This is a genomic window from Enterobacter cloacae complex sp. 372C4, from assembly GCF_050030615.1.
In the GTDB taxonomy this organism is placed as follows: Bacteria; Pseudomonadota; Gammaproteobacteria; order Enterobacterales; family Enterobacteriaceae; genus Enterobacter; species Enterobacter intestinihominis.
This window is the reverse complement of record NZ_JBLGUQ010000001.1, coordinates 2,315,190-2,329,400: the sequence shown is the minus strand read 5'-3', so window position 1 is coordinate 2,329,400 and position 14,211 is coordinate 2,315,190. Positions and strand designations below refer to the sequence as shown.

12 protein-coding genes are annotated in these 14,211 nt (G+C 55.1%); 3 read left to right on the top strand and 9 right to left on the bottom strand.

The window, feature by feature from the left end; translation table 11 throughout:
- Window positions 1–507 precede the first annotated feature (507 nt).
- The 4 genes from ACQG11_RS11190 to soxR all read right to left on the bottom strand — a co-directional run bounded on the left by ACQG11_RS11190 (window position 508) and on the right by soxR (window position 5,395).
- Window positions 508–2,154 carry a Na+/H+ antiporter gene (locus ACQG11_RS11190; RefSeq protein ID WP_022646758.1) on the bottom strand — a complete coding sequence of 549 codons (1,647 nt, stop codon included), beginning with the start codon at window positions 2,152–2,154 and terminating at the stop codon, window positions 508–510.
- 153 nt (window positions 2,155–2,307) lie between these two features.
- Window positions 2,308–3,657, bottom strand: a complete 1,350-nt coding sequence (gene ghxP, locus ACQG11_RS11185) for a guanine/hypoxanthine transporter GhxP (protein ID WP_022646757.1) — start codon at window positions 3,655–3,657, stop codon at window positions 2,308–2,310.
- A gap of 297 nt (window positions 3,658–3,954) precedes the next feature.
- Window positions 3,955–4,626 (bottom strand): glutathione S-transferase family protein, encoded by a 672-nt coding sequence (locus ACQG11_RS11180; RefSeq protein ID WP_421767890.1) that lies wholly within the window; start codon window positions 4,624–4,626, stop codon window positions 3,955–3,957.
- Window positions 4,627–4,936: 310 nt separating this feature from the next.
- Entirely contained in the window at window positions 4,937–5,395 is a 459-nt protein-coding gene (gene soxR / locus ACQG11_RS11175; protein ID WP_003860275.1) for a redox-sensitive transcriptional activator SoxR, read from the bottom strand.
- 98 nt (window positions 5,396–5,493) lie between these two features.
- On the opposite strand from soxR, the gene soxS reads away from it, so the two are divergent.
- On the top strand, window positions 5,494–5,820 hold the full coding sequence (gene soxS, locus ACQG11_RS11170) for a superoxide response transcriptional regulator SoxS (RefSeq protein ID WP_003860277.1): 327 nt from the start codon (window positions 5,494–5,496) through the stop codon (window positions 5,818–5,820).
- A gap of 6 nt (window positions 5,821–5,826) precedes the next feature.
- Here the strand turns inward: soxS and ACQG11_RS11165 are convergent, their stop codons facing one another.
- Together ACQG11_RS11165 and ACQG11_RS11160 are read right to left on the bottom strand one after the other, a co-directional pair.
- Entirely contained in the window at window positions 5,827–7,392 is a 1,566-nt protein-coding gene (locus ACQG11_RS11165) for an EAL domain-containing protein (RefSeq protein WP_038415076.1), read from the bottom strand.
- 265 nt (window positions 7,393–7,657) lie between these two features.
- A complete protein-coding gene (locus tag ACQG11_RS11160) occupies window positions 7,658–9,058 on the bottom strand; it encodes a sensor domain-containing diguanylate cyclase (RefSeq protein WP_426728368.1) in 1,401 nt (466 codons plus the stop codon).
- A gap of 431 nt (window positions 9,059–9,489) precedes the next feature.
- Between ACQG11_RS11160 and ACQG11_RS11155 the strand changes: the two genes are divergently transcribed.
- Window positions 9,490–9,771: a YjcB family protein gene (locus ACQG11_RS11155; protein WP_003860282.1), complete on the top strand. Its 282-nt coding sequence runs from the start codon at window positions 9,490–9,492 to the stop codon at window positions 9,769–9,771.
- Between the two features lie 61 nt (window positions 9,772–9,832).
- On the opposite strand, the gene ssb1 is transcribed toward ACQG11_RS11155, so the two are convergent.
- Entirely contained in the window at window positions 9,833–10,357 is a 525-nt protein-coding gene (ssb1, locus tag ACQG11_RS11150; RefSeq protein ID WP_045620928.1) for a single-stranded DNA-binding protein SSB1, read from the bottom strand.
- A gap of 251 nt (window positions 10,358–10,608) precedes the next feature.
- On the opposite strand from ssb1, the gene uvrA reads away from it, so the two are divergent.
- Window positions 10,609–13,431, top strand: a complete 2,823-nt coding sequence (gene uvrA, locus ACQG11_RS11145; RefSeq protein WP_426728367.1) for an excinuclease ABC subunit UvrA — start codon at window positions 10,609–10,611, stop codon at window positions 13,429–13,431.
- Window positions 13,432–13,434: 3 nt separating this feature from the next.
- Here uvrA and ACQG11_RS11140 read toward each other — a convergent pair whose 3' ends face one another.
- Together ACQG11_RS11140 and ACQG11_RS11135 are read right to left on the bottom strand one after the other, a co-directional pair.
- A complete protein-coding gene (locus ACQG11_RS11140) occupies window positions 13,435–13,788 on the bottom strand; it encodes an MmcQ/YjbR family DNA-binding protein (RefSeq protein WP_006810472.1) in 354 nt (117 codons plus the stop codon).
- A 2-nt stretch (window positions 13,789–13,790) separates the two neighbouring features.
- Window positions 13,791–14,207: a secondary thiamine-phosphate synthase enzyme YjbQ gene (locus tag ACQG11_RS11135; protein WP_023305263.1), complete on the bottom strand. Its 417-nt coding sequence runs from the start codon at window positions 14,205–14,207 to the stop codon at window positions 13,791–13,793.
- Between the last annotated feature and the right edge of the window lie 4 nt (window positions 14,208–14,211).

Sequence of the window (14,211 nt, the reverse complement as noted above, 5' to 3'; positions counted from 1 at the left end):
CCCTGTGGGCTGAGGGTTCCCCAGTAATTTTTTTATGCAGAAGCAATAAAGTTGCTTTCTAAATGACTGAGGGCTGTCAGCGATGCCCTGGTCCGGCTGTAAATCGCTGAGGCGTTTGCCTTCCGGCCGGGGCGAGGCGCAGGGATGCGCCGAGAGGGCGGCTTTACAGGGACGTTGCCTCCGCCCGTACCCGATAAGCCGGAAGGAATAAGCCGAGGGCACCGCGAAGCGGCGATTTACCGCCGGGAGCCCGGGTCGCCAGGGTGGTGGCGACTGAGCCACCCTGGCACGTTCACCGGTCATGTCGTTACAGAGTAGCAAGGAACATAAAGTGAACGGAATGACCACCACCGCCGTATGTTCCCCTCACCCTAACCCTCTCCCCGGAGGGGCGAGGGGATTGCTCAGTGCTCGCATTAATTTGTGGGGAACCCTCAGCCCATAGGGAGAGGGAACCGATCGAGCACGTAGGCCCGGTAAGCGCAGCGCCACCGGGCAATTACAGCGCTACTGATTCTCTATCAACAACGCTTCCAGCAGATCCAGATCGTGCAGCAGCTTTTGCAGCGTCTCGTTGCTGATCTGCCGCGTCGCGCGCAGGTGATACAGCTCGGCACGCTCGGAGCGCAGCGCCGCCAGGCGGAAACGGCGCTCGAGGTTCTCTTCCTGCAACGAACTTTCCACGTCGTTACGTCCGTCAGCACGGCGACGCAAATTACCAATCACGCGTGAACTGACTTCCTTCAGCAGCTGGTTATCAATGTTCTCTTCGGCATCGGCGGCCAGACGCTCCTCCATCTTCTCGATGGCGACAATCGCCACTTCCGCCGTCGCCGCACGGGCAATCCGCTCTTCCTTATGCTGCTGCGAGGTGTCACCCGCATCAATATGCTGCAGCAGAATCGGCAGCATAATTACGCCGACAAACAGGGAGAAGAGGATCACGCCCGCCGCCAGGAACACCAGCTCGTAGCGCGCCGGGAAGACGTCGCCCGTCGGCAGAAGCAGAGGAATGGAGAGCACACCAGCAAGGGTGATCGCCCCGCGAACGCCCGCGAAAGAGGCAATCAGCAGCTCGCGCGTGGTCCAGGAGCCGAACTCCATCGGCTTTTTGGTCAGGAAGCGAACGCTGAACTTCTTCATCGTCCACAGCCAGCCGAAACGCACCAGCATCAGCGAAAGGTAGATGAGTACGATATCGGTAAACAGCATCCAGACTTCAACGTTTGGATCCGCTTCGGCCGCGATCAGCGAAGATTCCATAATGCCCGGCAGTTGCAGGCCCAACAGCAGGAACACCATGCCGTTAAAGACAAACTCGAGCATCGCCCAGGTACTGTTCGCGCGCAGACGCATCGCCAGCGGCGCCCGGCGCATCACGCCGGAACGGGTGATGGTCATCCCCGCAGCTACCGCCGCCAGAATGCCCGACACGCCGATATGTTCGGCAATCAGGTAAGAGGCGAACGGCAGCAGGAACAGCAGGACGATCTGCGTCGCCGGTTCATCGCCGCCCCAGCGGCTGAGGAAGCGCAGCGAACGACCGTACAGCCAGCTTACAACAAAGCCTGCGAGGATACCGCCAATCGCCACCTTGAAGAATTCGAGGGTTGCACCGCCGACGGTAAAGACCATGGTGCCCATGGCTACCGCCACGGCAAACTTCAGGGCGACCAGGCCGGAAGCGTCGTTCATCAGCGCCTCGCCCTGCAAAATGCCCATGATTTTCTTAGGAATGCGCCCTTCGCCCACAATGCCGGACAGCGCCACGGCGTCGGTCGGCGACAGCACGGCAGCCAGCGCAAAGGCGGGTATAAGCGGGATCCCCGGTACGGCCCAGTAGATCAGGAAACCAATCCCGACCACGGTAACGACCACCAGCGCCAGCGCCAGACCGAAGATCTCTCGCCCGTGCTCAAGAAATTCGCGCGTCGGCGTTTTCCAGCCATCGGCAAACAGCAGCGGCGGGATAAACAGCACGAGGAACAGTTCCGGATCGAACTCCACGTGCAGACCGAACGTCGGCCACGCCAGCAGCGCGCCGATAGCTATTTGCATTAAAGGCAGGGGGACCTGGAAGGGCAGTACGCGTGTAACCACCCCGGATAATGAGACCACAAGGGTCATGATGAGTATTGTGAAGAAAATTTCCATGCGTTCCCTGTTTGCTGTGTTTCTTTTTAAGCCAAACCTGAGGCGTCGTGCCTCTTATTCTATCCTCTCCAGAGTAACGTAAAAGACAACGGGATGAGTCCTGAAAATAAAAACGGGCGGCCTGAGCCACCCGTTTTCGCATCAATGGATAACTTAAATTGCCCAGCCGCCCGCGTAGAACGCCACCAGCGCAACGGCGATGACAACGGTACCGATGTTCAGCTTGCGCCACTCACCGGAGACCAGACGCCCAATCACCAGCGAGGCGAAACCGATCATAATGCCGGTCACGATGTTACAGGTCAGCACGATAAAGACCGCGGTGATCAGACCGGACATGGCATCAACAAAGTCAGCAAAGTCGATTTTCGCCACGTTGCTCAGCATCAGCAGGCCGACGTACATCAGCGCAGGTGCGGTCGCGTAAGCTGGCACCAGATAAGAGAGCGGAGAGAGGAACAGGATCAGCAGGAACAGTACGCCAACGGTAATAGCCGTCAGGCCGGTTTTGCCGCCTGCCGCCGTACCCGCTGCGGACTCAATGTACACTGCCGCTGGCGCTGCACCCACCAGGCCAGAGAAAACGCTGCTCAGGGAGTCGGTGGTCAGCGCTTTGCCGCCGTCAATGATCTGGCCGTCTTTGTCCAGCAGGTTAGCCTGCCCCGCCACCGCGCGGATGGTCCCGGTGGCATCAAACACCGCGGTCATTACCAGCGCCAGCACGCTTGGCAGGATCACCGGATTCAGCGCGCCCACAATATCCAGGCTGCCAATCAGGGAGTTACCGTTGTCATCGCTCAGCGACGGCATGGCGAAAATCCCGGAGAAATGAACGGACGGGTCGAAGATCAGACCGACGATGGACACGCCGATAATGGTCAGCAGAATGCCGCCCGGCACTTTCAATTTTTCCAGGCCAATGATCACCGCCAGCCCCACCAACGACATGATCACCGGGAAGCTCGCGAAGTTACCCAGCGCAACCGGCAGGCCGTCCAGCGGGTTCTTGATGACCAGACCCACGCCGTTGGCGGCAATCAGCAGCAGGAACAGGCCGATGCCGATACCGGTGCCGTGCGCCACGCCCTGCGGCAGGTTGCGCAAAATCCAGCTACGGATGCCGGTAGCAGAGATCACGGTGAACAGTACACCCATCAGGAACACCGCGCCGAGCGCTACCGGGACGCTGATATGCTGGCCCAGCACCAGGCTGAAGGCGGTAAACGCGGTCAGGGAGATGGCGCACCCGATCGCCAGCGGCAGGTTCGCCCACAGGCCCATCACAATCGAACCCACACCCGCAACCAGGCAGGTGGCAACGAAGACCGCCGCTGGCGGGAAACCGGCTTTGCCGAGCATGCCCGGCACCACGATGACGGAGTACACCATCGCCAGAAACGTCGTCAGACCGGCAACAACTTCCTGGCGCACGGTGCTGCCGCGAGCAGAAATTTTAAACATGGCGTCAAGTGAACCGCCGGTACGCGCAGATGGCGTAGACATAGAAAACATCCCCTGAAAATTTTTATTGAAAGTCCGTAAGCGTGGTGGAGACTCCACTGCCAGCGAAACGTCAAATCCTTGTGCTGCGTTTGCGACGAAAGGGGCGTCACAAAAAAAGCAAACGTTTAGCTCCGCGCTTACAAAACGGGTGGTCAAATGTAGGCAAACGATTATCTAGCCTAATACCCGCCCTTTTCAACTGAACTTTCTCGTTTTTCGCTAAAATTGCCTCATGACGATGAAGAATTAAGCAGAGGATGCGCAAACGTTATCGTCCATGCGCAATTTCGTTACATTTCATCCCCCGCCGGGTATCGTCAGCGGGCCGCCTTTCGCAAGCGTTGTCTGCCAGCCCGGACGTGCCTCCACTCTCTGTTTCCACGCCGCTATGTGGTCGAGATTGTCGATGCCGCCTCTCGCCAGCAGGGCGAAGAGGGGAAAACTCATCTGGATGTCCGCCATGGTCAGCGTGTCGCCGGCAAACCAGCTGTTTTCGGCAAGATGGTCGTTAATAAAGCGCGCATGCGTTTCCAGCTGGCGGTTGAGATACGCTTTTTGCACCCCCTGCCCCAGCGCCTTACCCAGCGTGCGCAGGCCAAACGGGACGGGGGGGTTGCCGAGGCTGTTAAATACCAGCTTCATTAACAGCAGCGGCATCAAAGATCCTTCGGCGTAATGCAGCCAGAAGCGATACTGCACTTTATGGGCGGGATCTAACGGTTTGAATCGTGACGCCGAATCGTACGTTTCCTGAAGATATTCCAGAATCGCGCCTGATTCAGCCAGAACCAGTCCGTTATCTTCCAGTACCGGGGATTTTCCCAGCGGATGCACTTTTTTGAGCGCGTCTGGTGCGAGCATGGTTTTTTCGCGCTGGTAGCGCACAATCTCATATGTCAGACCCAGTTCTTCCAGCGCCCAGAGGACGCGATGGGAACGAGACTGGTTAAGGTGGTGGACCGTTAGCATGATGTTCTCCGGTGATTCATACTTTTTAACTATAGAAAACTGAACAACTTCACGAAAAAAATTCGGCTAAAATCTCATCATCTCCGTTGGCAAAAACGGCGGCCGGGCATAGAATTAAAGTGTCAGTACAAACCGGAACCTCCTCCACAAGCTCGACACGAGGAGTACTGATGTCGGGGGAAACCCTCCCGTGAGCCAGCGGGATAGAGAGAAAGACAAAGACCGGAAAAAACTAAAGCGCCCTTAGTGGCGCTTTAGTTCTTTATGCTTGTTGCCGGGTGGCGGCTGCGCCTTACCCGGCACACACCTCTCAATCCTCCTCCAGCAACCGCGCCCCTGTTCCCTGCTCGCCCAGCCTGTCACCCGGGTTACGCAGCGGACAATCGCTACGTGATAAACACCCGCAACCAATGCAGCCATCCAGTTCATCGCGCAGGGCCACCAGCGTGTGAATACGACGATCCAGTTCTTCTCGCCACTGGGACGACAGCTGCTTCCACTCTTTCGCGCTCAGCGAGTGTCCTTCCGGCAATACGCCGAACGCGTCGCCGATGGTAGCCAGGGGGATGCCGATACGTTGCGCAATTTTGATAATCGCCACGTAGCGGAGCACATCGCGGGTATAGCGCCGCTGGTTTCCGGCGTTACGGATACTTTTTATTAACCCTTTGCTTTCATAGAAGTGGAGCGCCGACACCGCCACGCCGCTTCGTTTCGCCACTTCACCGGGGGTTAACAGCGCTTTGATGCGCGGTAATCTCTTTTCCATAAAACCTCTTTACCTCAAGTTAACTTGAGGAATTATACTCCCCCGCAGAGAAAACGACGAATCAACCAGGACAGATGTCTCCACAGAGGGGTAACCTTATGTCGCATCAGCAAATTATTCAGACGCTTATTGAATGGATTGATGAACATATCGACCAGCCGTTGAACATTGATGTGGTCGCTAAGAAGTCGGGCTATTCGAAATGGTATTTACAGAGAATGTTCCGCACCGTAATGCATCAAACGCTGGGTGACTACATTCGCCAGCGCAGGCTCCTGCTGGCGGCGCAGGCGTTACGCTCAACGCAGCGGCCCATTTTTGATATCGCAATGGATCTGGGCTATGTGTCGCAGCAGACCTTTTCCCGCGTCTTCCGCCGCGAGTTTGACCGTACGCCGAGCGACTACCGCCATCAGCTCAATTAATGCGTGTTAACGCAAGGGTTGCTGCTGCCAGGCCATAAATGCCTGGGGCGGCATCGCTTTCGCGAAGTGCCATCCCTGACAATACTGCACGCCACGCTTCAGCAGCCAGCTCACCTGCTCCCCCGTCTCGACCCCTTCCGCAATGGTTTTCAGCCGCAGGCTTTGCGCCATCTCAATGATGTGCTCGGCAATCAGGTGGCTGGTGCTGTTGGTGGTTAAGGTATCGATAAAAGATTTGTCGATTTTCAGGATATCGACGTTCAGCGAATAGAGGTTATGCAGGTTAGAGTAGCCGGTTCCGAAATCATCAATCGCCACTTCATACCCCGCCTGGCGAAACGCCTGAATGACCGGCGTGGTTTTCGGCACGTCAATAAACCCCCGCTCCGTCACCTCAATTTTTATTTGCTGCGCGCGAACCGAGTAAAAGCGGGCTTTGTCGGAGATCAGGGCGATAAGACGCGAAGAGTGAAAATCTGACGCCGACAGGTTAATCGAGACATACAGATCGGGGTGAGCGGCAAGAAAATGGCCCAGATCGGTGAACACCTCCTCCACGACGTAATCCGTAATGCGCGCAATCATCCCCTCTTTTTCGGCCAGGGGAATAAATTCCGCCGGGCTCATAACCTGACCGTTGAATCCTGGCCAGCGCAACAACGCCTCTGCTCCCACGCACTGGTTATTTTTTATATCAATAATGGGCTGATAATGGACGCACAGCTGGCGTTTATTCAGCGCCCGGTGCAGAAGTCGGCCAGGCGAATTGAATTCACGGTGTGTTCGCGACCACACCAGCAAAATAATAATGCTGCAAATCATCCCCAGCGGTAGCGTCAGAGTAGCCTGATGATAAAGCGTTTTATAAAAACGGGCATTGGAGGTTGAAACGATGGCCGCAATGGGCCTCTGCTCTGATTTTACGATCGTATAAAAACGGTCATCTTTCTGAAAAGTCGTTTCCTGATGTCGGAGCATCGAATGCAATAAAGAAATATTGGCTTTCTGACTCACAGAAAAGAATGCATTGCTGACGGTGTCATACACTCCCCACGACAGGGAACGATCGTCTGACATCACCTCACTGTACGAAAGCGGGTTGACCACTGCGACATAATTTCCGCGCTGCATATATATCATTTTATAACCATTAAAAAATGGCGTATCGCGAAAATAATAGATAGCAACGTCGGGTTTACGTGTGTAATTGGCAGCGGGGATGATGTAAGGATGATCCGGCGTAAAAAGGGTCGAGCAGAGAAAGTCCTGGCCTTCAGCATAAATTAAATCGGCAACAAAAAGGCGACCGCGGGAAACGTTCAACATATATTGACGATGCTCCGGCGTACACACTTTACCCTGATATTTTTCCGCGTCTTCCCGGGCCATATCAACCTGTTGAATAACCCGTTCAGTTTTGTTTAAAGCAAGTTCAGCAAACGTGCGCAGCTGAGCGCTGATTTCCGACACGGCTCTAAGCTGGGCAAACCATAGCGCAAGCATCACCGGCAGCATAACTACCATGATAATCCCGACCGCTTTGAGCATTTTGCGCCGCGCGCTACGATTCATTTCCCGCTCTGTATCCCTGCATGTTGTACGCCTGTAGCAATGAAGACCGGCTGCTTTGATAAACAGGTGATTACGTTGCATGAATCATGGGAAGTTAGCAACTGACTTTTGGTATTAAAAATCCTAAAATTCGTGATGCCGATAATATTTTCCCGTAAGCCAAACTAAAAGTATTCATTTCGTTTCTGATAAGGATAATAATTACCCGCGACAGGTGTGGAAAATTTGTTGGCTGAAATAGCCTGCTCTTTGTTCTTATGCTGATTTATAAATAATCAGACGCCAGAACCGTTTTTCCTCTTCCCGTACGCTTGGCGTCATATAATGCCTGATCGGCACGCATCAGTATGGCAGAAGTATCCCGTTGCCCGTGACAGACTTCAACCACCCCGGCGCTGAAAGAGAGTACCAGCGTTTTATCGCCCACACGCAGCGGTTTTGAGATCAGCGCGGCACGCAGCCGGGAAGAGAGCAACGTAGCGGCCATACCATCCGTACGCGCCAGCAGAAGAACAAACTCTTCGCCCCCTACCCGTCCCAGTGCCGACCCGGCCGGGCTCACTTCGCGAATACGGTCGCAAAAGTGAATCAATGCCGCATCGCCAACCTGATGTCCCCACCGATCGTTGATCTGCTTGAAATAATCGAGATCGAACATCAGGAGACAGAAATGGCTACTGACATCCTGCGGCGAACTGGCTGCCAGCGCCATTTTGAGCCGCTGTAAAATTGTCGAGCGATTCAGACAGCCCGTCAGATCGTCCGTGGTGGCTTTGACGGTCAGCTGCTGTTCTGCTTTTTTACGTTCGGTGATATCGAGGCCAATATTGAGAATGGAGTTATCCGGTAAAAGGATGTTTGACCAGAGGATGGTTAACGGCGTCCCGTCTTTACGCACCGGGTGCCATTCGTACATATCCTTAAGTGGTGCGAAACGAACCGACTCCTGCACGCGCTGTCGCTCCTCGGGATCCGGGTAAAACAGGGCCAGCGGATCGGGGTGCTCGCCGATTTCAGTCATACTCCAGCCAAAGACTTTTTCGCATTCGGCGTTCCACAATACACACCGGTTATGCCTGTCAAAGGCGTTCATCAATACCGGAGCACGTTCAAATAAAGTTTTATATTGCGTGACGACGCGCTGCATCTCTTGCGCTGTTTTTTCCCGCACGATGATGTCATCAAAATAATCTTTTAGCTTCTCGACCAATACCACCACGATATTTTTCAATATCGGCAGCGAGGTCAGTTTTTCATTAAAAGCCAAAAAGAAATAACCACTGCACTGTCTGCCATGCGCTGAGAGTTTACACAGCACGCCGCTTTGCAGCCGCGCATAGCCCGGGTGCTGAGGGGAAAATACCGCCCGGCCAATATGCTCTTTCCAGTAGATAACGCGCCAGGCGCGGTGATGCCGCTGCAACAGGGTGCTGGCAAGAAAACCCGCCACGTTGAAGGCGTGACACGTCACGTCGCCGGCACAAACCACGCGCGGCCCGTCTGCGGATTCGACACTGACCCACGAGAGATTTGCCCCCAGTGCGCTGTTGATGATTTCCAGCATTTCAACCGGCGAACACTGCGCGTTGAGTTGTGGCATCAGCTTCGCCAGGGCGTGCAGAGCCTGCATGCTGTCGTTAATAATCTCGCGTCTTTTTTCTTTCATTATCTTTTCGCAGGTCATTAATCGAGAGAGCAACCGCAATAACTCATATCTGAATAAAAGAATAAGACCACGAAATCAAAGAGTATGCTGAGTGTTAAAAAAGAATAAAAATCCAAATAATTCAATGTGATGAATTATTTTTGCGGGTACATTTATTGTTCCACACAAGCATAATCCATAGACATACTGCTGTAAACGCTATACAGCCGAGGGTGTTTTGCAAAGGTTTTGCTATCTGAATGAATTAAAAATAAAAATTCCGGCTAAGCGCCGATCTGAGCGAGTACGATATATTTTCCCCGGTTATAAACCCACTTTTACCTCATACGATACTGGCGAATAAAACAGCAAATGTGATATAGTTCACACATCTTATGTAACGAGAAACATTGTTTCATTCCAGTTCGTCTGTTTTGTCGAGGATGGGTTTTATGGCAACCATTACCACCAGCATGGTGCTCCTGCGCTGGCCGTTGTTGAGCGCGGTTTTGATGTTCCTGGCCAGCACGTTAAACATTCAGTTCCGAAAGTCCGACTACGCAGGTCTTGCTGTGATTAGCACCCTGTTAGGGTTGGGTGCCGCATGCTGGTTCGCGACAGGTTTGCTCGGCATTACGCTGGTGGATATAGCCGCCGTCTGGGAAAACATTAAAGTGGTGATGGTTGAAGCCATGAGCCACACTCCGCCAGACTGGCCGATGGTGATTACCTGATAGCCTGTTATAAAAAAACCCAGACATTGTCTGGGTTTTTTGTGTTTCACGCGTCTGGATATCAGAACGGGATATCGTCGTCGAAGTCCATTGGCGGTTCGTTAGACGGTGCCGGAGCAGACTGCTGCTGCGGACGAGACTGCGCGCCGCCGCTGAACTGATTGCCGCCCTGAGGCTGCTGAGGCTGACCCCAACCGCCCTGCTGCTGGCCGCCACCTGCCGGTGCGCCACTGCCCTGACGACCACCCAGCATCTGCATGGTGCCGCCTACGTTGACCACCACTTCCGTGGTGTATTTTTCCTGACCGGATTGATCGGTCCATTTGCGGGTACGCAGCTGGCCTTCGATATAGACCTGAGAACCCTTACGCAGATACTCACCGGCCACTTCAGCCAGTTTGCCAAACAGCACAACGCGGTGCCATTCGGTCTGCTCTTTCATTTCACCGGTCGCTTTATCACGCCAGGATTCGGAAGTAGCCAGCGTAATGTTGGCAACTGCGCCACCACTCGGCATGTAGCGTACTTCCGGGTCCTGGCCCAGATTACCGACGAGAATCACCTTGTTTACGCCTCTGCTGGCCATGTTCGTGTCTCCTGAATACGTTTCTTAATAGTGTAAACGCGCGAGTGTACCATTTCCATGCGACACTTTGATAGTTGCGTAGCATGTTCCAGAGTTCTCTCGCGGACTCGACATTGTTACACAGTGAATCAGAAAATGCATTCCAATACTGTATATTCAAACAGGTCATTTTGTGTCATAATTAGCCGTTTCTGACAGCCGTTTGTCCTTCAAACAAATCAGGCAATCCGTGTTCCAACCGGGAAAGGTGAATGGATAAGATCGAAGTTCGGGGCGCCCGCACCCACAATCTCAAGAATATCAACCTCATAATCCCTCGCGACAAACTCATCGTCGTGACCGGGCTTTCGGGGTCTGGCAAATCCTCACTGGCTTTCGACACTTTGTATGCCGAAGGACAGCGTCGTTACGTTGAATCGCTCTCGGCGTACGCGCGTCAGTTCCTGTCGCTGATGGAAAAACCGGATGTCGACCACATTGAAGGGTTGTCTCCTGCTATCTCCATTGAGCAGAAATCCACATCGCATAACCCGCGTTCTACGGTCGGTACCATTACCGAAATCCATGACTACCTGCGTCTGCTGTATGCGCGCGTGGGCGAGCCGCGTTGTCCGGATCATGACGTTCCGCTGGCGGCCCAGACCGTCAGCCAGATGGTGGATAACGTGCTGTCTCAGCCGGAAGGCAAACGCCTGATGCTGCTGGCGCCAATCATTAAAGAGCGTAAGGGTGAACACACCAAAACGCTGGAAAACCTGGCAAGCCAGGGCTATATCCGCGCCCGTATCGATGGCGAAGTGTGTGACCTGTCCGATCCGCCAAAGCTGGAGCTGCAAAAGAAACACACCATCGAAGTGGTGATTGACCGCTTTAAGGTACGTGAAGATCTGGCGACGCGTCTGGCGGAATCCTTTGAAACGGCGCTGGAACTGTCGGGCGGCACGGCGGTGGTGTCAGACATGGACGATGCGAAAGCGGAAGAGCTGCTCTTCTCCGCCAACTTCGCCTGCCCGATTTGCGGCTACAGCATGCGCGAGCTGGAACCGCGCCTGTTCTCGTTCAACAACCCAGCGGGCGCGTGCCCGACCTGTGACGGCCTCGGCGTTCAGCAATATTTCGACCCGGACCGCGTGATCCAGAACCCGGAGCTGTCGTTGGCGGGTGGCGCCATTCGCGGCTGGGATAAGCGTAATTTTTACTACTTCCAGATGCTGAAATCGCTGGCAGAGCACTATAAGTTCGACGTTGAAGCCCCGTGGGCCAGCCTGAGCGCGAACGTACATAAAGTGATCCTGTTCGGTTCCGGCAAAGAGAACATCGAGTTCAAGTACATGAACGATCGCGGTGACACTTCCGTGCGTCGCCACCCGTTCGAAGGGGTGCTGCACAACATGGAGCGCCGCTACAAAGAGACCGAATCCAGCGCGGTGCGCGAGGAGCTGGCGAAGTTCATCAGCAACCGCTCCTGCGCCACCTGCGAGGGTACACGTCTGCGTCGCGAAGCGCGTCACGTGTTTGTCGAAAACACGGCGCTGCCGACCATCTCAGACATGAGCATCGGCCACGCGATGGACTTCTTCAACAACCTGAAGCTCTCCGGCCAGCGCGCGAAAATCGCCGAAAAAGTGCTGAAAGAGATCGGCGATCGCCTCAAGTTCCTCGTGAACGTCGGCCTGAACTACCTGACGCTTTCCCGATCGGCTGAAACGCTCTCCGGCGGTGAAGCCCAGCGTATCCGTCTGGCGAGCCAGATTGGCGCGGGCTTAGTCGGCGTGATGTACGTACTGGATGAGCCGTCTATCGGCCTGCACCAGCGCGACAACGAACGCCTGCTCGGCACGCTGGTTCACCTGCGTAACCTTGGCAACACGGTGATTGTGGTTGAGCACGACGAAGACGCCATTCGCGCCGCAGACCACGTGATCGACATCGGCCCGGGCGCTGGCGTGCACGGCGGACAGGTGGTGGCAGAAGGGACGCTGAAAGACATTATGGCGGTGCCCGAGTCGCTGACCGGCCAGTACATGAGCGGCAAGCGCAAAATTGAAGTGCCAAAACAGCGCGTGCCGGCGAACCCGGAAAAAGTGCTGAAGCTAACCGGGGCGCGCGGCAACAACCTGAAAGACGTGACCCTGACGCTGCCTGTCGGGCTGTTTACCTGCATCACCGGCGTGTCCGGTTCCGGTAAATCGACGCTGATCAACGATACGCTGTTCCCGATTGCGCAGACGGCGCTGAACGGCGCGACGCTGGCCGAGCCTGCACCGTACCGCGACATTCAGGGGCTGGAGCATTTCGACAAGGTTATCGATATCGATCAGAGCCCGATTGGCCGCACCCCACGTTCCAACCCGGCGACCTATACTGGCGTCTTTACGCCCGTCCGTGAACTCTTCGCGGGTGTACCGGAAGCGCGTTCGCGCGGCTACACGCCAGGCCGATTTAGCTTTAACGTGCGCGGCGGCCGCTGTGAAGCGTGCCAGGGCGACGGCGTAATCAAGGTTGAGATGCACTTCCTGCCGGATATCTACGTGCCGTGCGACCAGTGTAAAGGCAAGCGCTATAACCGCGAAACGCTGGAGATTAAGTACAAAGGCAAGACCATCCACGAAGTGCTGGATATGACCATCGAAGAGGCGCGCGAGTTCTTTGACGCCGTCCCTGCGCTGGCGCGTAAGCTGCAAACCCTGATGGATGTGGGTCTGACCTATATTCGTCTGGGGCAGTCAGCGACAACGCTGTCCGGCGGTGAAGCGCAGCGCGTGAAGCTGGCGCGTGAGCTGTCCAAACGCGGTACCGGTCAGACGCTGTACATTCTGGACGAGCCGACCACCGGCCTGCATTTTGCGGATATCCAGCAGCTGCTGGACGTGCTGCACCAGCTGCGCGATCAGGGCAACACCATCGTGGTGATTGAGCACAACCTGGACGTGATTAAAACCGCGGACTGGATTGTCGATCTCGGCCCGGAAGGCGGCAGCGGCGGCGGTGAAATCCTCGTCTCCGGTACGCCAGAGACCGTTGCAGAGTGCGAAGCCTCGCACACCGCGCGCTTCCTCAAACCGTTGCTGTAATCGTTACACGGAGAGCTGCTGTCGGATCGTTTCCGGCAGCAGTTCTACCGCCTGTTGATACGACGCATCTACCAGGTAGTAAATTTGCGAATCTGGCAGCGAGCCGTCGAGAAACACCGTACTCCAGTGTGCTTTATTCAGATGCTTGCTTGGCCTGACATCATCGTGCTGCTGGCGCAGTAAGTCGGCCAGTTCAGGACTGGTTTTCAGCGATGCCGCAGGACGTCCCTCAACCTCTTTTACCATCGCGAACAACACATCACCCACTTTGATCTGCGTGGCTTTCCAGTCGCTGTGAACGCTCTGTTCTGCGCCCGGCTTGCTCATGCAGTACTGAAGTATCTCCGAAATTGTCATCTTTATTCCCCTTGTAGCGTTGCGATAATTTTACGCGAACCACCGTGAATGCGATGTTCTCCCAGCCAGATCCCCTGCCACGTTCCCAGCAGTAGCCGTCCGTTGTGGACCGGCAGCATCAACGAGACCCCCAGCAAAGAGGATTTGATGTGCGAAGGCATATCATCCGCCCCCTCGTAATCATGGTCATACGGGGCGTTATCCGGGACGGTTTTCAGAAAATGCCGCTCCATGTCAGACCGGACGGTGGGATCGCAATTTTCATTGAGCGTGAGAGAAGCAGACGTGTGCTGAAGCAGCAGATGCAGCAAACCCGTTTTGACGCGCGACAGGTCGCGGATTTGCCCGATGACTTCGTCCGTCACCAGGTGAAATCCGCGTGGTTTTGCGCTTAAGGTCAGGGTCTGTTGATACCACATGTGC